General features: G+C 70.0%; 19 protein-coding genes and 2 tRNA genes. 15 read left to right on the plus strand and 6 right to left on the minus strand.

What is annotated here, in order from left to right:
• Positions 1-360: 360 nt before the first annotated feature.
• Entirely contained in the window at positions 361-939 is a 579-nt protein-coding gene (locus AB0O15_RS05605) for a hypothetical protein (protein WP_364314436.1), read from the plus strand.
• Positions 940-1243: 304 nt separating this feature from the next.
• On the opposite strand, the gene AB0O15_RS05610 is transcribed toward AB0O15_RS05605, so the two are convergent.
• On the minus strand, positions 1244-2494 hold the full coding sequence (locus AB0O15_RS05610; RefSeq protein WP_364314439.1) for a zinc-dependent metalloprotease: 1251 nt from the start codon (positions 2492-2494) through the stop codon (positions 1244-1246).
• A 90-nt stretch (positions 2495-2584) separates the two neighbouring features.
• Between AB0O15_RS05610 and AB0O15_RS05615 the strand changes: the two genes are divergently transcribed.
• The 11 genes from AB0O15_RS05615 (at position 2585) to AB0O15_RS05665 (ending at position 14528) form a co-directional block, all read left to right on the plus strand.
• Positions 2585-3607: a PDZ domain-containing protein gene (locus AB0O15_RS05615; RefSeq protein ID WP_364314442.1), complete on the plus strand. Its 1023-nt coding sequence runs from the start codon at positions 2585-2587 to the stop codon at positions 3605-3607.
• Between the two features lie 63 nt (positions 3608-3670).
• Positions 3671-6631, plus strand: a complete 2961-nt coding sequence (locus AB0O15_RS05620; RefSeq protein ID WP_364314445.1) for a UPF0182 family protein — start codon at positions 3671-3673, stop codon at positions 6629-6631.
• A gap of 88 nt (positions 6632-6719) precedes the next feature.
• Positions 6720-6793 (plus strand) — tRNA-Met (locus tag AB0O15_RS05625).
• Between the two features lie 316 nt (positions 6794-7109).
• A tRNA-Met gene (locus tag AB0O15_RS05630) sits at positions 7110-7183 on the plus strand.
• A 704-nt stretch (positions 7184-7887) separates the two neighbouring features.
• Positions 7888-8181, plus strand: coding sequence for a hypothetical protein (locus AB0O15_RS05635; RefSeq protein WP_364314447.1), 294 nt, complete (start codon positions 7888-7890; stop codon positions 8179-8181).
• A gap of 313 nt (positions 8182-8494) precedes the next feature.
• Positions 8495-9175 carry an SGNH/GDSL hydrolase family protein gene (locus tag AB0O15_RS05640; protein ID WP_364314450.1) on the plus strand — a complete coding sequence of 227 codons (681 nt, stop codon included), beginning with the start codon at positions 8495-8497 and terminating at the stop codon, positions 9173-9175.
• 312 nt (positions 9176-9487) lie between these two features.
• Positions 9488-10507 carry a LacI family DNA-binding transcriptional regulator gene (locus tag AB0O15_RS05645; RefSeq protein WP_364314453.1) on the plus strand — a complete coding sequence of 340 codons (1020 nt, stop codon included), beginning with the start codon at positions 9488-9490 and terminating at the stop codon, positions 10505-10507.
• Positions 10492-11622 carry a carbohydrate kinase gene (locus AB0O15_RS05650; RefSeq protein ID WP_364314456.1) on the plus strand — a complete coding sequence of 377 codons (1131 nt, stop codon included), beginning with the start codon at positions 10492-10494 and terminating at the stop codon, positions 11620-11622. Before AB0O15_RS05645 ends, AB0O15_RS05650 begins: the two co-directional genes overlap by 16 nt.
• Before the next feature lie 34 nt (positions 11623-11656).
• Entirely contained in the window at positions 11657-12418 is a 762-nt protein-coding gene (locus AB0O15_RS05655) for an ATP-binding cassette domain-containing protein (protein WP_364314459.1), read from the plus strand.
• Positions 12415-13482 (plus strand): ABC transporter permease, encoded by a 1068-nt coding sequence (locus AB0O15_RS05660; protein WP_364314462.1) that lies wholly within the window; start codon positions 12415-12417, stop codon positions 13480-13482. The genes AB0O15_RS05655 and AB0O15_RS05660 overlap by 4 nt, the downstream gene beginning before the upstream one ends.
• Complete coding sequence (locus tag AB0O15_RS05665) at positions 13479-14528, plus strand: ABC transporter substrate-binding protein (protein ID WP_364314465.1); 1050 nt, start codon at positions 13479-13481, stop codon at positions 14526-14528. The genes AB0O15_RS05660 and AB0O15_RS05665 overlap by 4 nt, the downstream gene beginning before the upstream one ends.
• A 15-nt stretch (positions 14529-14543) precedes the next feature.
• Here the strand turns inward: AB0O15_RS05665 and AB0O15_RS05670 are convergent, their stop codons facing one another.
• Both AB0O15_RS05670 and AB0O15_RS05675 read right to left on the minus strand, forming a co-directional pair.
• Positions 14544-15827: a translation initiation factor 2 gene (locus AB0O15_RS05670; protein ID WP_364314467.1), complete on the minus strand. Its 1284-nt coding sequence runs from the start codon at positions 15825-15827 to the stop codon at positions 14544-14546.
• Between the two features lie 168 nt (positions 15828-15995).
• Complete coding sequence (locus AB0O15_RS05675; RefSeq protein ID WP_364314470.1) at positions 15996-16826, minus strand: fused MFS/spermidine synthase; 831 nt, start codon at positions 16824-16826, stop codon at positions 15996-15998.
• A 33-nt stretch (positions 16827-16859) separates the two neighbouring features.
• Here AB0O15_RS05675 and AB0O15_RS05680 point away from each other — a divergent pair, with 33 nt between their 5' ends.
• A complete protein-coding gene (locus AB0O15_RS05680; RefSeq protein WP_364314473.1) occupies positions 16860-17993 on the plus strand; it encodes an MFS transporter in 1134 nt (377 codons plus the stop codon).
• 10 nt (positions 17994-18003) lie between these two features.
• Complete coding sequence (gene pepN, locus AB0O15_RS05685; RefSeq protein WP_364314475.1) at positions 18004-20424, plus strand: aminopeptidase N; 2421 nt, start codon at positions 18004-18006, stop codon at positions 20422-20424.
• 77 nt (positions 20425-20501) lie between these two features.
• Here pepN and AB0O15_RS05690 read toward each other — a convergent pair whose 3' ends face one another.
• Together AB0O15_RS05690 and AB0O15_RS05695 are read right to left on the minus strand one after the other, a co-directional pair.
• Positions 20502-21710: a TerC family protein gene (locus tag AB0O15_RS05690; protein WP_364314478.1), complete on the minus strand. Its 1209-nt coding sequence runs from the start codon at positions 21708-21710 to the stop codon at positions 20502-20504.
• Positions 21711-21719: 9 nt separating this feature from the next.
• Complete coding sequence (locus AB0O15_RS05695) at positions 21720-22487, minus strand: pentapeptide repeat-containing protein (RefSeq protein WP_364314480.1); 768 nt, start codon at positions 22485-22487, stop codon at positions 21720-21722.
• Positions 22488-22638: 151 nt separating this feature from the next.
• Here AB0O15_RS05695 and AB0O15_RS05700 point away from each other — a divergent pair, with 151 nt between their 5' ends.
• Entirely contained in the window at positions 22639-23781 is a 1143-nt protein-coding gene (locus AB0O15_RS05700; protein WP_364314482.1) for a lamin tail domain-containing protein, read from the plus strand.
• Between the two features lie 149 nt (positions 23782-23930).
• Here the strand turns inward: AB0O15_RS05700 and AB0O15_RS05705 are convergent, their stop codons facing one another.
• Positions 23931-24899, minus strand: a complete 969-nt coding sequence (locus AB0O15_RS05705; RefSeq protein WP_364314485.1) for an anti-sigma factor RsbA family regulatory protein — start codon at positions 24897-24899, stop codon at positions 23931-23933.
• Between the last annotated feature and the right edge of the window lie 159 nt (positions 24900-25058).

Raw genomic sequence — 25058 nt, forward strand, 5'->3', positions numbered from 1 at the left:
CGCTGACGCGGTCACCCTCGGGCCGCTGACGCGGTCACCCTCGGGCCGCTGACGCGGTCACCCTCGGGCCGCTGACGCGGTCACCCTCGGGCCGCTGACGCGGTCACCCTCGGGCCGCTGACGCGGTCACCCTCCGGCCCGCAGATGCGGTCACCCTCGGGCCGCTGATGCGGTCACCCTCCGGCCCGCAAACGCGGTCACCCTCGGGCCGCTGACTCGGCCCGCCTCGCTGGAGGGTGGGTTGCGCTGCGCGACGAGCCGCCGCCTCCCCCACCCCGGCACAGGGTGGGTCGGAATGTAGCGCGCCGGTGTGACGAGACCGGGAAGTTATCCACAGGCGGGCGGAGGTAGCCTCGCCGCGTGGTGCGTCGTGTGGTGGTGGCTCTGCTGGTGCCGGTGACCTGGTCGCCGCCCGGTGTTGATCTGGGTGCGTGGCGGGCGGCGCTGGCCGAGGATGTGGTCGATCTGCTGGCCCGGCTGGCCGAGGCCACGCCCGCGATCGCGGCCACGCCGGCCGACAAGGCGCTGGCCGAGGAGATTGCCTGGCCGGGGACGGTTGTCTACGAGGTGGCGACGGCCACGATCAGGCCGGTGCTGGAGGCCGCCGCCCGGGACGGCTTCGATCAGGCCGCGGTGATCGCCGCCGACGCCCCGGACGTGCCGGGGATGCTCCTGGGGAAGCTACTGCGCCCGCTGGAGCGCAAGGCGGTGGCGGTCGCGCCGGGGCTGGGGGTGGCCGCCCAGCTGCCGCCGCCGGAGTGGCTGACCGACCACGACTTGGACGGCGCCACGCCGATGGCTCTGCGCCGGACCGCGCCGCAGCCCAGCGACGTCGAGTCGACTCCGGAGTGGCGCCGGCTGCGCGGCCCGGCCGACCTGGCCACCCTCGACCCGGCCCTGGAGGGCTGGGAGAACACCCGAGCCCTCCTGGGCGGCTGACCTAAGCCACGACATGCGCGGCTGACTTAAGCCCACAACATGCGCGGCTGACCTAAGCCCACGACACGCGCGGGCGACCTGTAGCCACGATGCGGCGGGTTGACGGGACGCCACGATGTGGGTGGCGGACCTGCGCCTGCAACGCGGCCGGTCGACCTGTGGGGAGGGGGCGGTTGAGCTCGGCGGGACCTCGCCGAGACTGTGGAGAAGCCCAGCCGCTCACGCACGCCGAGCCGTCGCCGGAGGCGAGGCGACCTCGGCGGGAGCTGCGGTCCGCACCACCCGCCGAGCTACGACCTCGATCTTAGGCTTTGGGTTCTTCGTCCGGTTCGTCAGAGGAAGACGGGCCATCCAGCTCGGAGATGTCCCAGTCGAGCTTGGCCTCGGCGAACGCCGCCGGGTTGGCGAAGTCTTCGTCGGTCGGCAGCAGGTCGGGGTGGTCCCAGAGCGCGTCACGGCCCGCGATGCCGCGGTGTTCGGCGACCGCCGCCCACAGCGCGCCCGCCTCACGCAGCCGCCGCGGCCGCAGCTCGAGGCCGACCAGCGCCGCGAACGTCTGCTCGGCCGGGCCACCCGCCGCGCGCCGGCGCCGGAACGCCTCGCCCAGCGCGATCACCGACGGCAGCCGGTCACCCGCGGCCGTGTCGACGACGTGGCCGACCCAGCCCTCGACCAGCGCCAACGCCGTCTCGAGGCGGGCCAGGCTGGCCTTCTGCTGTGGTGTGTCCTCGGGCGTGAAGATGCCCTCGAGGGCCATCGCCTGCATCGACTCGGGGTCGGACGGGTCGACGCGGCTCATCGCCTCTTCGATCGCCTCGCGGTTGACCGTGATGCCCGCCGCGTACGTCTCGACCGCGTTGAGCACGTGGGCCCGCAGCCACGGGACGTGCTGGAAGAGCCGCTGGTGGGCCGCCTCGCGCAGCGCGACATAGAGCCTGACCTGGTCTTCCGGGATCTCCAGGCCCTCGCCGTAGGCCTTGATGTTGGCCGGGACGAGCGCCGCCGTGCCGGCCGGGCCGAGCGGCAGGCCGATGTCACCGGCCGACAGCACCTCGGCGGCGAGCTGACCGAGCGCCTGCCCGAGCTGGCCGCCGAACAGGGCGCCGCCCAGCGTGGCGACCATCGACTGCATCGGGCCGAGCTGGGACTTCGCCTCTTCGGGGACGAGGTCGCTCATCGCGCCCACCATGCGGCCGGCGATCGGGTCGCACAGCTTCTTCCACACCTCGAGCGTGTTGTAGATCCACTCGTTGCGGTTCCAGCCGGCCATCGCGCGGACGCCGCTGGGCATGGCGGACACCGGGTCGAGCCAGAGGTCGGCGAGCCGTAGGCTCTCTTCGACCTGGTTGCGCTCGACGATGGTCACGGCGGGGTCGCCGGAGCCCTGGAGCTGGCTCGCCGCCACCTGGCGGGCGAGGTCCCAGTTCACCGGGCCGCTTCCGCCACCGGCGAACATCTGCTGCAGCTGATTCATGAACTGCTGCATCTGCTGCGGATCGGAGGGATCGGGCGGCTGGGCCCCCGGCAGGGAGAAGCCGAACGGGATATCAGGCACGTGGTCAACGGTACGCGCGAATTGGGTTCCCGGTACCTATGCAGGTGTCAGCTCAGAGAGAACTCAGGGTGGGTGGGTACGCTCACGCGCATGAGACGTCGCGGTGTCACGGTAATCCTCGGCGCCCTGATCACCGCGCTGCTTGCCATCGGGGTCATGGCCGTCCCGATGCCGTATGTCGTGTTGAAGCCCGGTCCGACGGTGAACACGCTCGGTTCGGACAACGGCAAAGAAGTGATCCAGGTGACGAAGGCGACCACGTCGACGTCCAAGGGGCAGCTCCGGCTGACCACCGTCGGGGTGCAGAACGACGTCGAACTGGTCTGGGCGATCCGCGGCTGGTTCAGCAACGACCAGGCGGTCGTGCCGCGCGACGTCATCTACCCGCCGGACCAGACCGAGGAACAGGTCGAGGAGACCAACAAGCAGGAGTTCCAGGGCTCGCAGTCCAGCGCCGAGACGGTCGCGCTGCGCAAGCTCGGTTACCCCATCCAGACGTACGTCGCCGACGTCACCGCGAACGGCCCGTCGGCCGGCAAGCTGGTCAAGGACGACATCCTGACCTCGGTGGACGGCACCACGGTGACCAGCCCCGCGAAGCTGACCGAGCTGATCCAGGCCAAGCCCGCCGGCACCGAGCTGACGCTGGGCTACACCCGCGCGGGCAAGCCGGCCACCGTCAAGATCAAGACCGCGGACGACAAGGGCACGCCGCGCGTCGGCGTGCAGATCGACAAGAAGCAGCCGCACCCCTTCGACGTCACGATCGACCTGACCGAGATCGGCGGCCCCAGCGCCGGCCTGATGTTCACGCTCGGCATCATCGACAAGCTCGAGCCGGAAGACCTGACCGGCGGCAAGATCATCGCCGGCACCGGGACCATCGACGACGAGGGCAACGTCGGCCCGATCGGCGGCATCCCGCAGAAGCTGGTCGGCGCGAAGGCGGCCGGCGCTCAGATCTTCCTGGTCCCCAAGGACAACTGCGCCGAGGCGCTCCGCAACGCGGTGACCGGGCTGCCGATGGCCGAGGTGGCCACCGTGGACGACGCGCTCACCGCGCTCAAGACCTTCAATACCGGTGGCACACCCAAACCGTGTACCGCTGGCTGACAATGCGTTGCAAACGAGTGGGTGGAGTTTACGTTGGTAATGCGTAACAGTCCCCTGCCGAGGATGAGCCGGCGCGGTCGCGTCACGGTCGGCGTCCTGGTCGGGGTCTTTCTTCTTTTCACATTGCTGGGCTGGGGCATCGACCAGTACACCGATCTCCTCTGGTTCCGCGAGGTCGAGTTCGCCAACGTCTACACCGGCGTGCTGTTCACGAAGGTGTTGCTGTTCCTGGCGGTGGGCGCGGCGATGGCGCTTCTGGTGGCGGGCAACCTCTACCTCGCGTACCGGCTCCGGCCACTGCTCCGCCCGCATTCGGCGGAACAGGCCACGCTGGAGCGCTATCGAATGGTGCTGGCCCCGCGGCTGGGCACCTGGATCGCCGTCCTCTCGATCATCGTCGGCTTCTTCGCCGGCGTGAGCGCACAGAACCGCTGGAAGGAGTGGATGCTCTTCCAGAACGCGCAGCCGTTTGGCGTCCGCGACCCCCAGTTCAACGTGGACATCGGCTTCTACGTCTTCGACTACCCGCTGTGGCGCTACCTCCTCGGGGTCGGCTTCACCGCGATCGTGCTGGCGGTGATCGGCGCGCTCGCCGTCCACTACATCTTCGGTGGGGTACGCCTGCAGGGCGTCGGCGACCGCATGACACCCGCCGCCCGGGCCCACCTGACCTCGCTGGTCGCGGTGTTCGTGCTGCTCAAGGCGGTCGCGTACATTCTCGACCGGCGCGCGCTGCTGCTCGAGCAGCATGTGTCACCCGGTCTGTACGGCGCCGGGTACACCGACGTGAACGCGTTGTTACCGGCCAAGGAGATCCTCGCGTACATCTCCATCGTGGTCGCGGTGGCGATCGTCGTGTTCTCCAACGCGGTCATGCGCAACCTGGTCTGGCCGGGCGTCTCGCTGGCCCTGCTGGCCATCTCGGCGGTCGCGATCGGCGGCATCTACCCGCTGGCCGTGCAGAACTTCACCGTCCAGCCGAGCCTGCAGGACAAGGAAGCGCCCTACATCCAGCGGTCGATCGACGCGACCAGAGCGGCCTTCGGCATCGCACAGACCGATATACGCCCGTACGCCTCCGGCAACACCAGGGCGCCGGCGAATCTGTCGTCGAACACCAGCGCCCAGAACGTGCGGCTGATCGATCCACAGCTGGTGTCCGAGGCGTTCACCCAGTCCCAGCAGGTGCGCGGTTTCTACGACTTCGGCGCCAAGCTGGACGTGGACCGCTACACCGTCGAGGGCAACACCCGGGACTACGTGGTCGGTGTCCGCGAGATCAACGACCAGCAGCTGACCGCGCAGCAGCGCAACTGGCTCAACCGGCACACCGTCTTCACCCACGGGTACGGCCTGGTCGCCGCGCCCGCCAACCAGGTGTGCAGCGGCCTGCCGCACTTCGTCTCCGGCTTCCTCGGCGAGCAGAAGGCCGACCCCAGCCAGGACGCCGCCTGCGCGCCGTCCGAGCAGATCAAGGTCGAGCAGCCGCGCGTCTACTACGGCGAGCAGGCCACCGAGTACGCGATCGTCGGCCAGGCCGACAAGGACCGCAACGTCGAGTTCGACCGCCCGCAGCCGGGCGACAGCAACGCGGAGGAGCGCTACACCTACGAGGGCAAGGGCGGCGTCCCGATCGGGTCGTTCGGCCGCCGGCTGGTGTTCGCCATCAAGAACACCGAGAGCAACTTCGTCCTGTCCGACGCGGTCAACAACAACAGCAGGCTGATGTACGTACGGAATCCGCGCGACCGGGTCGAGAAGGTCGCCCCGTTCCTCACCATCGACGGTGACCCGTACCCCGCCGTCGTCGACGGCCGCATCCAGTGGATCCTCGACGGCTACACGACCAGCAACAGCTACCCGTACTCGCAGCAGGTCAACCTGCAGACCGAGACCCGCGACGAGACCACCAACCAGGGCACCTTCGCCCTGGAACGGGACAACGTCAACTACATGCGCAACTCGGTCAAGGCCACCGTCGACGCGTACGACGGCACGGTCAAGCTGTACGAGTTCGACGGCCAGGACCCGGTCCTGAAGGCCTGGAACAAGGCCTTCGGCGGCAACCTGATCGTCCCCAAGAGCCAGATCCCCGAGTCCCTGGAAGCGCACTTCCGGTACCCCGCGGACCTGTTCAAGGTGCAGCGCAACCTGCTGGCCAGCTTCCACGTCACCAACGCCGGCGAATACTTCTCCGGCCAGGACTTCTGGCAGGTCCCCAACACGCCGGACGCGCCCCAGGAGGGCGTCAAACAGCCGCCGTTCTACCTGAACGTGCAGCTCCCCGGCCAGGACAGCACCAGATTCCAGCTCACCTCGGCCGTCACCCCACGCAACCGCGACAACCTGGCGGCCTTGATCTCCGGCAGCTATGTCGACGGCCAGCCCAAACTGGAAGTCCTCGAACTACCCGACCAGACCGCCATCCCCGGCCCCGTCCAGGTCCACCAGCGGATGGCCAACAACGCCGAGGTCAGATCCCAACTGACCCTTCTGTCCACCAGCACCCAATCCACGGTGCTGTACGGAAACCTGATTTCCTTGCCGGTGGGCGACGGCATGCTCTACGTAGAACCCATCTACGTCAAAGGCACCCAGGCCAACGCCACCCCGCTGCTCCAGAAGGTCCTGATGTCCTTCGGCGACGGCAGCCAGTACGTAACCCTGGCCAACAACCTGGAAGAGGGTCTGGCCGACCTGATCAAAAAGGGCCAGGCCGCCGGCACCGGCAACAACCCGCCGGCCAACACCGAAAAGCCGCCGACCACCGGCACCAACCCGCCGGCGACGGGCCCCGTGGCCCAGGCCGCAGCCGAACTCGACACGGCCATCAACAACGCCCGGGACGCCCAGAAGAGCGGCGACTTCGCCCGCTACGGCCAGGCCCTGCAAAACCTCGACAGCGCCATGACCAAGTACCAGGACGCCGTCCGAGCGGCCGGAGGCACCGTCACACCCAACGCCTCCACGCCACCCAGCCCATCAGCAAGCGCCCCCGCGCCCAACCCAAGCCCCAGCGGCTGACGGATTTCGTGGCCCGCCCCCTGTGGGGCGGGCCACGCCCACCCGTTTTGCAGGTAACTGAGCCCCTGCGCTACTGTTAACGAGCCGACGCGGGGTGGAGCAGCTCGGTAGCTCGCTGGGCTCATAACCCAGAGGTCGCAGGTTCAAATCCTGTCCCCGCTACAGAGATGGGAGACCCCTGTCCAGCCCTTCGGGCTTGGACCGGGGTCTCTTTCGCTATTCCGCGATGGGGGCCGAGCCCCCAAACCCCCACGGTGCGGTGGTTGCGGTTTTCGGGGTTGGTTTCTGGTGGGTGGGCTTGTTGGCCTTCGGCCTCACCTCTTCGCTTGGCCTTCGGCCTTTGCTTGAGTTTGGGTGCGGTGGGGCTTTGGGCGCGCTTCCTGAAGCGTTGTTTGGGCTGGTCGGGGGTGTGGTGGCGGGGGAATGGGTGTGCCGGGTGCTGGGGGGCGGGCGGGCTGCGGTAGGCTTTGTGAGGCGACGCGGGGTGGAGCAGCTCGGTAGCTCGCTGGGCTCATAACCCAGAGGTCGCAGGTTCAAATCCTGTCCCCGCTACGACATGAAGAGGCCCGGTCCAGCACTGCTGGATCGGGCCGCTTTGTGTTTGCGGTGGGCGGGCGGGCCTGGGCCAAGCGTGAGGTGATCTCACGCCTCGAGCGCGAGGGCCGTGACTGACAACGGCAAGGCCTCGGGGCAGTGAGGGTGATTGGCTGGCCCCCGAGCCCCACCACGAAGCCGCACTGCGAGTGCCGGCGCGCCCCACCATTGGAAGCCTTCGCAGTGCCCCGGGTTTGACCGAAACCGCACCCCAAACGGCAGCCCGCCGCTGGGAGTCCAAGCCGGGCCCCGCGCCTGCACCCTCCCCTCCCGCCGGTGAAGGTTTTGACTTCGCCGCAACATCCAACGAGGGCGTGGGCGGCCTGACGGCTCGGACGGCAGCACCAACCGACGGCCCGGTGTCCTAATGTTTTGACCTTCTGGAACGAGACGACGGCGGCCTGATTTCGCGGTGTGTCAACCTTCCGCTCCGACCTGGTAGCGGTGCTGCATGACGTTGTCGCCGATCAGCATGTACGGGCGGCCGCTGTTTCCCCATGTTCCGATCTGCGGCAGCTGTCGATGGCCCGGTGTCCTCGTGACCTCGGCCTCGGCACGCAGTGCCGCCGATGGCCGGCCGTTGAGCTTGAGCTCGAAATTCCGTTGCGCCTTCCTGGGAGCCCGTTACCTTGGTCCCTAGGGACCACGACGGGGGGAGTGCTATGACTGAGGCGGCGAACAAGATCGAGCGGGTTCAGCTCGGTGTGCGGCTGGAGGCGCGGCTGGTGAAGGTGCTTAAGGGCCTGGCCGAGTTCAACGATGAGACGCTCGGGGAGCTGCTCGAGAAGATCATCCTGCATTCCTTCGAGCCGGTGCCGGGAGACGAAGGGGAGTCCAGCGCGAGCCCCCACAGCAAGGCCCAGCTCAAGGCGATCGAGGACCTCAAGAAGGTCTACGGCCTCGACTACGAGACGCACGGCGCACGAGACTTCCCCAAGCAGTCCTCAGCCGGCTGACGCCTTCGACGTCAAGGCTCCGACCCGCGTTGACCAAGACGGCGCCGTTGGCGCTGATCAAGGACCCCTCCGGGCCCCAGCCGGCGGGCCGGCTGGAGGGTCGGCAGGCTTGCACTCGTCGGCGGGGACGTCACCGGCGGCTCGTGAGTTATGACCGCGTTCCCCACCGCGCCGGCCGGCGATGAATCATCGGGTACTCCGGCCGGATCCGGCGAGCCCACCGCACCGGCCTGACAGCCCGCGGCGGGGAGTGTCAGGCCGGTACCAGCCCTGTGTGCGTTCCCTGCCAGCCGCGCCCACCAGGCTCGACGGCATGACGATCACCCTGCGGCCGGGCACCACCGTGATGTTCACCGGCGACTCGATCACCGACCTGTGGCGACCCGACGGCGAAGGCCGGTGCGGCTACCCGCTCCTGGTCGCCGGCGAATGGTGCTTCCGGCACCCGGACCGGCCCATCACCTGGCTGAACACCGGGAACGCCGGCGACAAGGTCAGCGACCTCGAAGCCCGCTGGCAAGCCGACGTGCTCGACGCACGCCCCGACCTGGTGTCGATCCTCGTCGGAGTCAACGACAACAGCTGGCACACCCTGGACCCGAGCGGCCACGAGATCTCGGCGGACGAGTTCGCGGCGGGGTACGGCCGCCTGCTCGCTTCCCTCGCCGGGACGGGCGCCGAGATCATCCTCATCGAGCCGTTCCTCCTGCCGATCCGAGGCGTCGTCGAAGCCGGGATCCACCGCGACGGCGAATCCGGCGCCGTGCTCATCGACGACGACGTCCGCCGCGCATGGCGCACCGGCCTGAACCCGAAGATCGCGGCCGTCCGGCAACTCGCCGTCGAGTACGGCGCGCACCTGCTCGCCGCCGACGGCATGTTCGCCGGCCTCGCCGCGAGGACCGGACCGGAACACTGGTCCGAAGACGGGGTGCACCCGACGCCGGCGGGCCACGCCGCACTCGCGGATGCCTGGCTACGCCTGGTGGCGTGACTCCGCCTGTCTTAGCGGGTGCCGGGGAGGATGGCGGCGCTCGCGTTCGCGGCGCGCGTGATTCGAAGGCGGGGTCAGGGGCGCCCGCCCCAACCGCAGGTCACGGCCAGGTAGAGGTTGGCAATGAGGTTCGATTGCAGACAGCGCTGTCAACGCTGTTTCGGCTGTTGGGCGCGCTCCCAGCCACCCCGAGACCAGGAAAGAACGACCTGCCCATTGACAGCGCTGTCTAATCCGGCGCAGGATCGGCCCAGGGCCGATGTTTCGGGCGTGTTAATGGGATGACGCCCCTGTCCAGGAGGTGGGTCGAGCATGACTGAGCTTCCTGCGGGTCGCCCCACCGTCTATGACGTGGCGCGGGTGGCCGGGGTCTCCATCAAGACTGTTTCGCGGGTGGTCAATCAGTCCGCGGGGGTCTCGGACAAGACGCGACAGCTGGTTCTCGGTGTGGTCGAAGAGCTGGGGTACGTCGTCAATCCGGCGGCGCGCAGCCTGGTCACCGGGAGCAGTAGCACGATCGGGGTGATTGTCGACTCGATCGCCGACCCGTTCTTCGCCTCGCTGGTCAGCGTGGTCGAGGTGCGGGCGCTGGCGGCCGGGTTCAGCACCCAGGTGGCGTCGACCTGGCGGGATCCGCAGCGGGAACGGGACCAGCTGCTGCGCATGACCCGGGAGAATGTCAGCGGGCTGATGCTCGCCCCGACCATGGGGGATCACAGCTGGTTCGCGGCCACGGTGGGGGATGTGCCGGCGGTGCTGGTCGACCGTGGGTGGCCCGGTTCGGGGCTGGACATGGTCGGGGTCAACGACCGGGCGGGCGCGAAGCACGCGGTCGAGCAACTGCTGAAGGCGGGGCATACGCGGATCGCGTTTCTCGGTGACGACACGGAGCTGACGACGACCGAGCACCGGCGGGAGGGATATCTGGCCGCGATGGATGCGGCCGGAGTGCCCGTCCCCGAGGAACTGGACCGGGGGTCGCTGGCCATGACCGATCCGGGCGTGGGGGCCGTGACCGAGTTGCTGGAGCTGCCCGATCCGCCGACGGCGTTGTTCTCGTCGAACGCACGGGCCAGCCTGGGCGCGGTGCGGGCGTTGCACATGACCGGGCGTACCGATGTGGCGCTGATCAGCTTCGGGGACTTCGAGCTGGCGGACGCGCTGCAGCCGGGAATCACCGTGGTGGACCACGATCCGGCGCTGATCGCCGCCACGGCGGTCGAGCGGCTGCTGGCCCGGATCGGCGGGGCCCAGCTGGTTCCGGCCGAGATTCTGTTGCCGACACCGCTGGTGAAGCGGGGATCCGGAGAGGTGCCATGCAACCGGTCTTGATGCCGCCGAACATCATCGATCACTTCTACCGGGGTGGCGACCGGCTGACCGCCTTCCGGGGCGTGCCGCAGCATTCGCCCAGGACGCCGGAGGAGTGGCTGGCGGCGACCGTGCACCGGGCCGGCGAGCCGGAGGTGGGACTGAGCCGGCTGGCCGACGGGTCGCTGTTCGCGAAGCTGGTCGAGGCGGATCCGGAAGGCTGGACGGGGTTCGAGCACGGCGGCCCGGGCGCGGGTCCGGCCGACACGGGCCTGCTCGTGAAGTTTCTGGACGCGGGGCAGCGGCTTCCGGTGCACGTACACCCGACACGATCTTTTGCTATAGCAAATTTGCACTCTTGCTATGGCAAAACCGAGGCGTGGCACATCCTCGACGTTCGCGGTGACGATCCGGCCGTGTGGGTCGGGTTCCGCGAGGACGTCGACGAACGCGAGCTGGCGGCGCGGGTGGACGCTCAGGACTCGGAGTGGCTGCTCGGGCACATGAACAAGATCTCGGTACGGCCGGGCGACGGGATTCTGGTGCCGGCGGGGCAGCCGCATGCGACCGGCGCGGGCATCTTCCTGGTCGAGGTGCAGGAGCCGACCGACTTCTCGATTCTGCTGGAGTGGTCGGTCACCACCGCCACGCGCGACGAGTCGCACCTCGACCTGGGGTTCGAGACGGCGTTGCGCGGGGTGAGCCATCGGGCGACAGGCGCCGACGAGCTGGCCTCGCTGCTGCACCACCTCGATCCCGGCACGCGCGACGGCGGTCTGCTCAGGGCGCTGCCGGCCGCGGCGGATCCGTTCTTCCGAGTCGATGTGGCCGCGCCGGGCGGCAGCGACGAGGCCGGCGGTGTGAAGGCCGAGAGCGAGGCGGTCGGCGGCGAGAAGGTCGGCGGTGCGAAGGCCGGCGGTGAGGTAGCCGGCGGCGAGGTGGTCAGCGTGCCGCGCGGCTTCGCCGTCGCGATCGTGCTGGCTGGTCAGGGTGAGCTGGGCTGGTCCGGGGGTGGCGTGGCGATCAAGAGCGGTGAGGTGTTCGCGATCCCGGCCGGCCTCGGCGACTGGACCGTGACGGGCCCGGCCCGGGTGGCGATCTGCCGGCCCGGTGTGGGGTGGCCCGACCTGACGTGATGCGTGAGTTTCCCCCCCGACGGAGGTGCAACATATGACAACGGTTCTCAGAGCCGAGGGCCTGTCCCGGTCCTTCGGGCACGTGATGGCCCTCAACGCGGCCGATTTCGACATTGATCAGGGCGAGGTGGTGGCCCTCATCGGTGACAACGGCGCGGGCAAGTCGACCCTGGTCAAGGCGCTCACCGGCAACCTGCAGCTGGACTCCGGCCAGATCGAGTTCGAGGGCCGGCCGGTGACGCTGGAGTCGCCGACGGCGGCCACCCGGCTGGGCATCGAGGTGGTGCACCAGGACCTGGCCCTGGCGCCGCACCTGAGCCCGGCGCAGAACATGTTCCTCGGGCGGGAGATCTCGGCCAAAGGTGTGCTCGGCTGGCTGGGCTTCATGGACAACAAGGCGATGCGCGACCGGACGCGGCAGCGGCTGGCCGATCTCGGCGGCACCGTACGGGCGCTGAACTCGCCGGTCGGCTCGATGTCCGGCGGCCAGCGGCAGCAGATCGCCATCGCCCGGGCGATCGCGTGGGCCGACAAGGTCGTCTTCCTGGACGAGCCGACGGCCGCGCTGGGCGTGGTGCAGACCAAGAACGTCCTCGACTCGATCAAGCGGGTGCGTGACCGCGGCATCGCCGTGGTGCTGATCTCGCACTCGATGCCCGAGGTGCTCGAGATCGCCGACCGCGTCCAGGTGATGCGGCTCGGCCGGCGGGTCGCCACCTATCGCGGTGCGGACACCAACGTCGAGGAACTGGTCGGCGCGATGACCGGCGCCCTGGACTTCAAGGAGGCGGCGTGACCACGGCGGCTAGGACCAAGGTGGAGAACGCCCGGGACGAGGACGACGAGTCGGGCACCCTGCTCCAGCGGCTGGCCGGCACCCAGGCGGTGTGGATCCTCGGCGTGCTCGTGGTGATCATCGCCTTCTTCTCGATCGCCGGCGGCGACCGCTTCCTCTCCGCGGCCAACTTCTCGCTGATCAGCCAGAACCTGGCCGTGCTGGCGGTGCTCGGGGCCGGGATGACCTTCGTGATCATCACCTCCGGTATCGACCTGTCGATCGGTTCGGTGCTGGTCTTCTCGTCGGTGATCTCGGCCAAGCTGATGGATTCGATGGGCGGCGACGGCGCCGGCGTGGTCCTCGTGGGCATCCTGGCCGCGGTGGTGGCCGGCGCCGCCTGGGGCTGGCTGAACGGCTTCCTCATCGCGTACGCCAAGATCCCGGCCTTGATCGTCACCCTCGGCACGTTGTCGGCGGCTCTCGGCCTCGCCTACGTGCTCAGCAAGGGCATCAACATCACGGTGAGCGCGGAATCGCTCACCGACTTCGGTATCTACACGCGGTTCGCCGGGCTGCCGGCGCTGCCGCTGGTGGCGCTGGTGATCGTGGTGATCTTCGGCATCGCGCTGCACCGAACCCGGTTCGGCCGGCACACCTACGCGATCGGCTCCAACCAGGAGGCCGCCCGCCGGGTGGGCATCCGGGTCGACCGGCACCTCATGCTGGTCTACCTGATCACCGGTGTGCTCGGTGGCATCGGTGCGGTGATGTACCTGGCCCAGTTCGGCACCACGACGATCGGCGGCCAGTCGCTCACCAACCTCAATGTGATCGCCGCCGTCGTGATCGGGGGAACCTCGATCTTCGGCGGCTACGGCTCGATGTTCGGCACGATCGTCGGGCTCTTCATCCCGGCCATCCTGCAGTCCGGATTCGTGATCATCGGCGTCGACCCGTTCTGGCAGGGCGTCGCCGTGGGCGCCGTACTCATCGCCGCCGTCTATGTCGACCAGACCCGTCGCGCTGCCGCGCAGCGTGGCGCCCCCCGTGCAAAGCAAGCAAAGGAAGGTACCAAGGAATGAGAAGAGGGAATGTCCTCGGCGTCATCACTCTGAGCGCCGCGGTCGTGGTCTCCGCGTCGGCCTGCTCGTCCACCAAGGACGACTCGGCCGGAGGTGGCACCGGTGTCGTCACGCAGCCGTCCAGCTCCGCCTCGTCGGCCGCTCCGGAGATCCCGCTGCCGACCAAGGCCAGCAAGAACTACAACATCACGTTCATCCAGGGTGTCCAGGGTGACGCGTTCTACATCAGCATGCAGTGCGGCATCCAGGAGGAGGCGGCCAAGCTGGGCGTCACCGTCAACACCCAGGGCCCGCAGAAGTTCGACCCGACCCTGCAGAAGCCGATCTTCGACTCGGCCCTGAACGCCAAGCCGGACGCGATCCTGATCGCGCCGACCGACGTGAAGGCCATGCAGGCCCCGCTGCAGGCGGCCGCGGCCTCCACCAAGATCGTGCTGGTGGACACCTCGACCGAGGACCCGTCGTACGCGGTGTCGCAGATCGCCTCGGACAACGAGGGCGGCGGCAAGGCGGCCTTCGACGCGATCAAGCAGCTCGCCCCGCAGGGCGGCAAGGTGCTGGCGATCTCGGTCGACCCCGGTATCTCCACCACCGACGCCCGGGTGAAGGGCTTCTCCGAGGCGGCGGCCGCGGACGGCAAGTACCCGTACGTCGGCGTGCAGTACTCGCACAACGACCCGGCCACCGCCGCCCAGCTGGTCACCGCGGCCCTGCAGAAGGACCCGGACATCGTCGGCGTCTTCGCGGCGAACCTGTTCGCGGCCCAGGGCTCGGCCACCGGCATCCAGCAGGCCGGCAAGAAGGGCAAGGTCAACGTGATCGGCTTCGACGCCGGCCCGGACCAGGTCAAGGCCCTGAAGGACGGCACGGTGCAGGCGCTGATCGCGCAGCAGCCGGGCTACATCGGCAAGGTCGGCCTCGGTGAGGCCGTGGCCGCGCTGGACGGTGGCCAGGTGACCAAGGAGGTCCAGACCGGATTCTCGATCATCACCCAGCAGAACGTCGACGGCGACCAGAAGGACGCGGCCTACAAGGCCAGCTGCTGACGATGGCGCCCGGGGTCAGCGGTCGCGGTTGCCGCGGCCGGTGATCCCGGGCTCCTGGTCGGGGGCGCGGCGGGAGCCGATGCGGCCCCGGCCCGAGTTGGCGGCCATCCGCGCGGCGGTGCGGCGCATCGACTCGGCGCGGGCCGCGAGGTTGGTGGTCGGCAGGTCACCGAGATTCCGCGCGGGCGCCTCGCCGGAGCGGGGCTCGGAATGCAGCGGCATCCGCAGCGGCAACTCGATCACGACGGCGGTCGGCCCGTCGTCATCCGGCTCCGACACTGATTCCGGCGACGAAGGCGCAGGCGCGGGCGAAGGCAAAGACGCGGGCGAAGGCGCAGGCGCGGGCGACGAAGAAGGCGCAGGCGGCGGAACGGCGGAGCTGACCATGTTCGCCACCCGGGCGGCCAGGTCGGCGGCCCGCGAGGCGATGTCGGGCTCGACGAGCTGAGCCTCCTGCTCGGCCCGCTCGGCCATGATCGCCCGAGCCGCGTCGGCGGCCCGGCCGGGACGATAGTTGATCAGGCGGGTGCTCTCGGCGCGGTCGAGCAGCGTCGGCTCGGGCGCCGCGGCCGGACGGTTGACCAGCAGCGAGCCCAGGATCGAGACGGTCTGACCCTCGCCACCCTGGTGATTGCGGAACTCGGGCCCGATCAGCAGCCGCGACAGCATGCGGACCTGGTTGGCGTCGATGCCCAGCCTGCCCGCGTTGTCGATGCGGAAGCGGGTGATCGACTGGCGGATCATGTTGGCCACCCGATCGGCGTCGCCGGCCGTGGCCAGGTCGCCGCCCGCGAAGACCAGCGCCGGGAACGAGCCGTCGGCACCGCCGCAGACCAGCTGGATCTGGGTGGCCGCCGCGCCGCGGTCGTCGCTGCGGGCGCCCGGCTGCACACGAAGATGTTGGGGCCAGAGCCAGCGCAGCTCGCCCGAGCGGACCCGCTCGCCGTCCTGGGGACGGTGCGCGTAGATCACGCGGCGGTCGGTGACCAGCACGTCGGTGGCCTCGGGCAGGGTCCACCGGGGCATCGAGGCGGCCTCGTCGAACGCGTATTCCGCCACGCCGCAGCGCCCGCGCCACATCGGCCGCTCGCCGCCCTCAAGGGGCCCGACCACCTCGTCGCCGGCCGAGAAGCCGGTCGGCCCGGCCGAGGAACCGGCGGAACCGGAGGAGCCGGCGCCGGCAGACGCGGCCGAGGAACCGGCCGAGGAGTCGGCATCGGCCCAGGAGGAGGCCGGCACAGCCGAGGAGGAGGACAGGAAGTGCTGTTCGAACATGCGCACGCCTCCCGTCGGCGCCACGATCCGGATCGTCGTGGCCGCATCGATTACATCGGTGCGACATCGACGACGACAAGTCCGCGCGCCGGTATTTCGCGTGTTGGCGGATAGATGACACTTGAGGACTGGCGAACTGGCACTTTCGGACGATAAGTCCGCGCCTCCCGGCTGATCCGGCGCGTGAAGCGGTCAGGGACGGACGCTGAACAGTCCCGCCGGAGGCTCGGGGGAGGCGACCGCGTCCGCATCGGTCATCGCGGCGGCGCCACCGGCAAATCGGTCCAGATCAGACTCCACGCGCCCCGGGAACCAATCGCCCGCCGCGCGCCGGGACAGCGCGGCCACCGGCGGCGGGGTCGTCCCGGCCACCACGACCAGGTTGCCGAAGCGGCGGCCGCGCAGCACCCCGGCGTCCGCGATCAGGCAGGCCTCGGGCAGCGCGGTCCGGATCGTGGCGACCTGGGCCCGGGCGTGCCGCAGCGGCGGCCCGTCGGCGATGTTGGCGATCAGGAAGCCGGCGCCCAGCACCCGGGCCACCTCGGCGAAGAACTCGGCCGAGGCCAGGTGGGCCGGGGTGCGGGCGCCGGCGAAGACGTCCAGCACGATCACGTCGTACCCGCCGCTGGTGGCCCCGCCGACGACCTCGCGCGCGTCGGCGACGCGTACCCGGATCTTGGCCTTGGTGTCCCAGGGAAGCTCGCGCCGCACCAGCTCGACCAGGTCGCCGTCGATCTCCACCACCCGCTGCGGCGAACCGGGCCGCGTCGCGGCCAGGTAGCGCGGCAGCGTCAGCGCGCCGCCGCCCAGGTGCAGCGCGCGCAGCGGTTGCCCGGGCGGGGCCAGCAGGTCGAGCGCGGTGGCCATCCGGCGGACGTACTCGAACTCCAGGTGGGTCGGGTCGGCGAGGTCGACGTACGACTGCGGGGTGCCGTCGATGCGCAACGTCCACGACGAGGACCGGTCCGGGTCGGCCACCAGCTCGGCTCGACCCGACCTGATCACCTGTTGTCGTCGGGGCATCGGGTAAGTATCGGTCAGCTCTACCGTGATCTGATGTTGACCCGGGCCCGAGTGGCCACCTCGATCATGTTCGCCGTGCACGGCTCGGTGACCGGCACGTTCGCGGCCCGCCTGCCGTGGATGGCCGACCACGTCGGTGTCGAGGTCGGCGGCCTGGGTGTGGCGCTGCTGATGCCCGGTGTCGGCGCGCTGCTGGCCATGCCGTTGTCCGGGCGGCTGGTCCACCGGTACGACCTGCGGACGCTGACCCGGCTCCTGATGCTGTGCTGGTGCCTGGCGCTGGTGCCGACGGCGCTGGCCGGCTCGCTGCCCCTGCTGTGCGCGGCCCTGGTCCTGTACGGCGCGACCGCCGGCGTGGCCGACGTCGCCATGAACGCGCACGCCGTGGTGGTCGAGGAGCGTCTCGGCCGGTCGGTGATGTCCGGCTTCCACGGATTCTGGAGCCTGGGCGGGCTGGCCGGCTCGTCGGTCGCCGCGCTGGCCGCGAAGTTCGGCGTGGACGGCCGGGTGCACTTCGCCGCCGCGGCCGCCGTGCTGTGCGTGATCGCCGCGGTCGGGGCGACCGGGCTGCTGCCGCACCGCCCCGAGCCGGAGGTCGACGAGCCGCCGGCCTTCGCGCTGCCGTCCCGGGCGGTGCTGCCGATCGGGCTGGTCGGCCTGTGCGCGGTGTTCGCCGAGGCGGCCGGACTGGACTGGTCGGCCCTGTACGTGCGGAACCTGCTCGACGGCTCGGCCAGCACCGCCGCGCTGACCGTGGCCATCTTCTCGGTGGCCATGGCGCTGACCCGGTTCGCCGGGGACGCGGTGGTGCGGCGGCTCGGCGCGGCCCTGACCGTACGGATCGCCGCGGGCTGCGCGCTGGCCGGTGCGGTCGTCGTGGTGCTGGCCCGGGTGCCGGTCGTCGCCATCGTCGGGTTCGGGCTGGTCGGGGTGGGCATCGCGGTGGTGGTGCCGCTGGTCTTCGCGGCGGCCGGCCGGCTCGATGATCAGCCGGGGCGCAACATCGCCGGGGTGGCCGGCATCGCGTACGGAAGCAGTCTGATCGCACCCGGCGTGCTCGGCGGCATCGCCCACCTCTCGTCCCTGACGATCTCGTTCATCCTGGTCGCGATCCTGCTCGCGGCCATGGGCGCAGCCGCGGGGGCGCTGCGCGCCCGCAACGCCTAGGGTGGGGCGGGTGAGCGTGAAGAGCCTGACCCAGACCGAAGCCGAGGAGCGCGCCGCGCTGCTCGCCGTGGAGCGGTACGACATCGCGGTGGACCTCACCGACCTGCCGACCGGCCCACGGGTCCGCAGCAGGTCGACGATCACGTTCACGTGCACGACCCCGGGCGCCGAGTCGTTCGTGGACGCCGCCGCGACCGTGGTCCGGGCCACCCTGAACGGCCGCGAGCTGGGCCCCGCCGCCGACGGCCGGCTGCCGCTGCCCGGGCTGGCCGCGAGCAACACGCTGGTGGTCGAGTGTGAGCAGCCGAACACCCAGGACGGCGCCGGCGTGCACAAGGCGGTCGACCCGGGCGACGGCGAGGTCTACCTCTGGATGTCGTTCGAGCCGGACGAGGCCCGCTGGGTGTGGGCCTGCTTCGACCAGCCCGACCTGAAGGCGCCCCACGCGTTCACCGTCACCGCGCCGGCCGGCTGGACGGTGACCAGCAACTCGGGCCACGCCCAGGTCAGCGCGTCCGGGTCGTCGCAGGTGTGGGCGTTCCCGGCCACGCCGCCGCTGTCGCCGTACAACACCGTGATCAACGCCGGGCCGTTCTACGAGCTGCGGCGTCAGATCGACGGGTACGACCTGGGCCTGTACTGCCGCCGGTCGTTGGCCGCGGTGCTCGACCGGGACGCCGACAAGCTGTTCACGGTGACCGAGCAGGGCCTGCGCTTCTACGGCGAGCAGTTCGGCATGCCGTTCCCGCAGCCGCGCTACGACCAGGTCTTCATGCCCGAGTTCGGCGGCGCGATGGAGAACTACGGCTGCGTGACCTGGGCCGACACCTTCCTGCGGCGGGCCGAGCCGACCCCCGCCGAGGACGAGCTGCTGGCCAAGGTGCTGCTGCACGAGATGGCCCACATGTGGTTCGGCAACATCGTGACCATGCGCTGGTGGAACGACCTGTGGCTGAACGAGGCGTTCGCCGAGTTCGCCTGCAACTGGTCGGCGGCCGAGGCCACCGCGTACACCGACGCCTGGGCCGGGCATCTCGCCGACGACAAGCTCGACGCGTACGTCGCCGACCAGGGCCCCACCTCGCACCCGATCCACCAGCGGATCACCAACGTGGCCGAGGCCGCGTCGATCTTCGACGCGATCACCTACCCCAAGGGCGCGTCGGTGCTCCGCCAGCTCCAGGTCTACGTCGGTGAAGAGGCGTTCCGCGTCGGCATGACGGCATACTTCGCGCGTTTCGCCTGGCAGAACACCACCCTGCAAGACCTGATCGACGAGCTGGCCGCGGTCAGCGGCAAAGACCTCAACGCCTGGCGGGACGGCTGGCTGTCGCTCGCCGGCACCGACCGGCTGACCCTGGTGTCGGCCGGCGACCAGATGGTGCTCGAAGGTCGGGGTCCGGCCGGCCCGCCGCGCCCGCAGGTGCTCGCGGTCAGCGCCTACCAGAAGCAAGATCAGGCTTTGGTACGCACCAAGCGCGCGCTGGTCGAGGTGCAGTCCGAGCGGACCCCCGTCGACCTGCCCGTGGGCGCCGACTTCTACCTGGTCAACGACGACGACCTGACGTTCGCGACGACCCGCCCCGCGGCCCCCGAGATGGCCGCCGCGCTGCCGACCGCCATCGCCCGCGGGGTGGCCGTGGCGACCCTGTGGGACGCCCTGGTCACCGGCGAGGCGACCGCCGCCGAAACCGCCGCCGGCCTGGTCTCGGTGCTCGACGTGGAGACCGCGCCCGCGGTGATCGAGCCCTACCTGCTGCTGGCCGGCGACGTGGCCGAGTACTGGTCGCCGCCCGCGGCCCGGGAGGCGATCGCGGCCGAGGTGGCCGACGTCTGCCGCCGCCTCGCCGCCCAGCCCGGCAAGAGGCGGATCGCGCTCCGGACCCTGGCCCGGGTCACCACCGACGCCGACGCCCTGCTCGAGGCGGCCGGCGACGACGTCGACCTGCGCTGGCGGGCGCTGATCAAGATGTCCGAGCTCGGCGCCGACACGTCGGTCCTGGTCGCCGACCTGCTGTCCCGCGACACCGACCCCGACGCCAAGTACCGCGCGCTGACCGTGCGGGCGGCGGCGCCCGACGCGGCGGCCAAGGCCGAGATCTGGCAGGCCCTGGCCCTCGACCGCACCGTGCCGATCGGCGCCACGAACGCGGTGACCACCGCCTTCTGGCGCCCCGGCCAGGACGAGGTGCTCACGCCGTACGCCGACAAGTATTTGACCTTGCTTCCCGTCCTGCACCGCAGCGGCATGATCGTGGCGATGCACTACACCCGCCGCCTGTTCCCGGTCTTCACCAGCGACGAGGCCTACCTGACCCGGGCGCGCGAGGCGGCGTCCGGTGACGTCGCGCCGGTGGTGCGGAAGAGCTTGATCGAGCGCGCGGACCAGATCTCCCGCATGCTCCGCACCCGCTCCCTGACCAAGGCCTGACGTCGACATCGAGGGCTCCGAGCTCCGCCTCCTAGAGTCGTCGGACGAGCGCGAGCCGGCCGGCGTGTGACGGACCGCTAGCGAGCCGGGACGAAGCAGCGGCCGTCGGCGACGCGCTCGTCATGGGCCTCGTGCGCCTCGTGGAGCAGTTCCATCAGCTCCTGCTCCTGGCGGACGCGCAGACGGTATTTCGGTGGGAGCTGGCGGATGTTCTCCTCCTCGGTGAGGAGCTTGTGGTAGATCTCGTCGCAGTACGCCGGGTCCTGCTCGATGTTCAGGAACTCCCTGGCGTGGCGGCGGGCCGCCGACACGTACGTCTGGGCCCGGCCCTTGGGGCTGAGCAGTGACGCCACCACCGTGACGATCAGGACGGCGACGATGAAGCCGAGGGACGCGCCGGTGCTGATCTCGACCACGTCGATGTGCTCGCCACCGTTGATGAACGGCACGTTGTTCTCGTGCATGGCGTGCAGGGCCAGCTTGACGCCGATGAACGCGAGGATCGCGGCCAGGCCGTAGGACAGGAAGACCAGGCGGTCGAGCAGGCCCTCCAGCAGGAAGTAGAGCTGGCGCAGGCCGAGCAGCGAGAACGCGGTGGCTGTGAAGACCAGGTAGACGTCCTGGGTGAGGCCGAAAATGGCCGGGATCGAGTCGAGCGCGAACAGCAGGTCGGTGCCGCCGATCGCCACCATGACCAGCAGCATCGGGGTCATCACCCGCTTGCCGTCCTGGACGGTGAAGAGCTTGTCGCCGTCGTAGGTGTCGGAGGTGCGCAGGAAGCGCCGGGCGACCCGGATGATCAGGTTGTCGGCCGAGCGTTCCTCCCCGTCGTCCTTGTTCCTCAGCAGGTTGCCCGCGGTGACCAGCAGGATCAACCCGAACGCGTAGAACACCCAGGCGAACGAGTTGATCAGCGCCGCGCCCAGGAAGATGAACCCGGTCCGGGCGATCAGCGAGAACACGATGCCGAAGAGCAGCACCTTCTGCTGGTCGGCGCGCGGCACCTTGAAGCTGCCGAGCAGGATGAGGAAGACGAACAGGTTGTCGACCGAGAGCATCGCCTCGGTCACCCAGCCGGCGAAGTACTGCGCGCCGTGGTCGGGTCCGGCGAAGATCAGGACGCCGAGCCCGAAGAGCACGGCGATGCCGATGTAGATCGACGACCAGATGGCCGCTTCCTTGATCGAGGGGATGTGCGCGCGGCGGACGTGGAAGACGAAATCGAAGAGCATGAGCCCGGCGATAGCGACCACAGTCAGCACCCAGACCAGCCCGGACACCTGCATGAGCCCATGCTAGGGGGAAACAGCGGTCCGCGCCGAGCGCAGTTGCGAGGCGGTCAGGAACAGCGCGCCGCGAAGATCAGCTTCGCGCAGGTCGGCACCCCGGAGATCGGCGCCGGTGAAATCGGCCCTCTGCAGATTCGCCCCCCGAAGATCGGCGCCGATCAGCCGCGCGCCCCGGAAGTTGGCGCCGCGCAGGTCCATTCCGCGCATCCGGCGGCCGATCAGGTCGGCGCCGCGATGGTCGGGTCGTGGCCCGGCGCCGGCTCGGGCCAGCTCACTCGCCCGTTGCAGCAGCGGGTTCACCCGGCGCCGGTGCGCGTCCAGGTCGAGGGCGGCGAGCTCCGCCGGCGTACCCATGGTCAACTGCTCGGTCTGGTCGAGCGCTGCGCGCAGCTTGTCGTGTACGCGCGCGGCGGCGTCCAGCTCGAGCGCCTCGGTGACGTACCAGAGCAGCTCGTGCAGCTGCCGCATCACGGGCAGGGTGGCGAACATCGCCCCGGCCAGCTCGGGCGCCGACCGCCAGTCGCGGCCGCCGAAGGTGTGCTGCGTCACCTGCTGACCGGCGCCGAAGCAGTCGAAGACCACGCACCCGCGGAAGCCCCGATCGGTCAGCTGCTGGTGGATGCCGCACCGGAAGTCGTCGGCCAGGTTGGGGCAGGGCCGGCCGGCCGGCTTGTCGATCGCGAAGTCGGATGACCTCGCGAACGCCGGCGCAACACAGCAGAGTCCCGCACATCGGGCGCAATCGGCCACGAGTTCTACCGGCTTTGAGGGCATGAGTCCAGGTTTAGCATTTAACGCTCCGTACTGTCGATCCGGTTGCAACACCTAGTACGACCAGCTAAAAAGGCTGGCCGCCCCGGATGATCAATACACAGGGTAGTTACTCATAGGCTCGCGGCATCGACCCGAGCGATGGAGATCTGTGATGCGCGTACGTTCACCGCGGCTGGTTGCCGCGCTGGCGGCGGCGGGGATCGGGCTGGGCAGCGCGCTGCTCGGCGCCGGCCCCGCGATGGCCGCCACCGTGCCGACCTTGACCGGCCCGGCGAGTGTGGTCGGCTGGAACTGGGCAACCCTGCACGGCAAGGCCGACCCGGGCGCCACCATCCGGTTGCGGGAGGCCGCCTACGTCTACCGCGACGACATGTACTACTCGGAGGCGTTCTTCCCGGAGGACGTCGTCACCGCGACGGCCGACGCGAACGGCGACTTCACCCTGCGCCGCCGGCTCGACTCCGGCTTCGTGTTCGTCGCCGAGGCCAACAACACGGTCGCGCTGCGTTCGGCGCCGCTGTACGTCGGCATCGTGCCGAAGCCGACCCTCGAGCTGAGCGTCTCCGGCACCAACGTGTCGGTGCGCGTCGTGTCCGAGCCGGGCCAGGCGTTCCTGCCGGTCAAGATCCAGCGGCAGTCGGGCAGCACCTGGCAGACGCTGGTCGAGGGCCAGACCGAGACCGAGGGCGTCTACCAGACCGTGCTGACCGGTCAGAGCGGCGCGCAGAACTACCGCGCCTCGGTCGGCCCGGACGACGCGAACCGGGTCCTGGTCGGCAACTCGGTGGTGGTGGGCATCAACGGCGGCCAGCCCAACCCGCCCACCGACCCGACCACGCCGCCGACGACGCCCACCAAGCCGCCGACGACCACCCCGACCAAGCCGCCGGTGAAGCCGGCGCCGGCTCCGCTCGTGGTCAAGCCCGGTGACGTGCGCTTCTCGCTGATCGTCTTCGACCCGGCGGGCAAGGACACCACGAGCAAGCTGAACCAGGAGTACTTCCGGATCACCAACTACACCTCCAAGACCTTCAACCTGAAGTACTGGACGGTGAAGGACCGGGCCGGGAACACCTATCGGTTCACCACGGACTTCTACCTGCGCGGGAAGAAGAACGTGTACATACCGACCGGCAAGGGCACGAACGGCAGGCCCTCGAACTACCGGTACTGGGGCCGTAAGGGCTTCATCTGGGACAACGGCGGCGATTCGGCCTACCTCCGGACCGGCACCAGCAAGCTGATCGACAGCTGCCGGTACACGAAGAACAGCAAGGGCAAGACCTACTGCTGATCGGGTACGGCACACCAGCACCGGCCTCTCGGGTTCCCCCCAACCCGAGGGGCCGGTTCGTCGTCGGCGCTGCTCCACCGTTGGCGCTGCTCCACACGTTGGCGCTGCTCCACCGTTGGCGCGGGCGAAGCTGTCCGCGCCGGGCGAAACTATCGGCGCAGGGCGAACCGGGCCCGCGTGACCCCGCCCGCGGTGATGACCGAGAGCGCGTCGCAGATCTGGCCGACCAGCCACAGGCCCATGCCGCCGACCACGCCGGGCACCGGGGGCAGGTAGCCGGCCAGCGGGCCCGGCGGGTGTGGCCCGTCGTCGGCGACCTCGCACACCACCGCGCCCGGGTTGAGCCAGACGCGCAGCTCGCGGTGGGCGCCGCCGTGCCGGATGCCGTTGGTGGCGAGCTCGCTCAGGGCCAGGATCAGCACCTCGACCCGGTCGGGCGGGAGCCAGCACTCGGCGGTGGCCCGGTTGCGCAGGTGGGCGCGCAGGTCGGCGACCGAGTCGGCGATCGGCACCTCGACCAGGGGCTCGCCGGTGGCCGGGTAGGGCGGCTCCTCGATGGCGGCCAGCAGGGTGCGGGGCTCGACGAACTCGTCGCTGCGGGTCCAGCCGCCGTCGTAGAGGACGTGGTGGGTGCGGCGGGCGGCCTCGATCAGCTCGGGCGCCAGGGCGCTGCGGTCGTACGGGCACAGCAGGTGCCCGTTGAGGCCGGCCAGGGAGGCGTTCGTCGCGGACTCCGCGCGTACCCACGAGGGATCTTGACCTTGGAAGTCGATCTCGTTGATCAGCCGGGCCGACGGGCGCCCCGCGGTGGCCGCCGTGCGGAGCAGCCGGGACCACACGCCGATCGAGCGGACCGGCCGGATGTGCCAGTCTTCGGTCGGCTGGAAGCGCACCTGGCCGGCGTCGGCGCCGAGAGCCTCGCGCACCAGGGCGACCCGGTCGGTGCCGGCGGCCATCGCGATGGCGTCGCCGTGTTCCACCCCATCGCGGATGAAGCGCACGAGGAAGTCGCGGTAGTCGTCGGGGGAGTCGTACAGAAAGGCCGAATGCGAGAAGCGCATCGTCGAAGCGGCCGGCTCAGAGGGCCACGTGACATGGGTGGATGTCTCGTTGCGCACGTCCGGCACCTCCGCGCGACAACCGTAGCATCGGCTTCGGGCCGGATCGCCGCCGGCGACCGATGCGGGTGAATACCACCTGGCTTTCGCCAAAACGGTCATCGTGCCCGGATCGTCCCGCCACACTGGCCACACGGGACCCGTCGGCCACGGACGGGA

The organism is Actinoplanes sp. NPDC089786, assembly GCF_040684855.1.
In the GTDB taxonomy this organism is placed as follows: domain Bacteria; phylum Actinomycetota; class Actinomycetes; order Mycobacteriales; family Micromonosporaceae; genus Actinoplanes.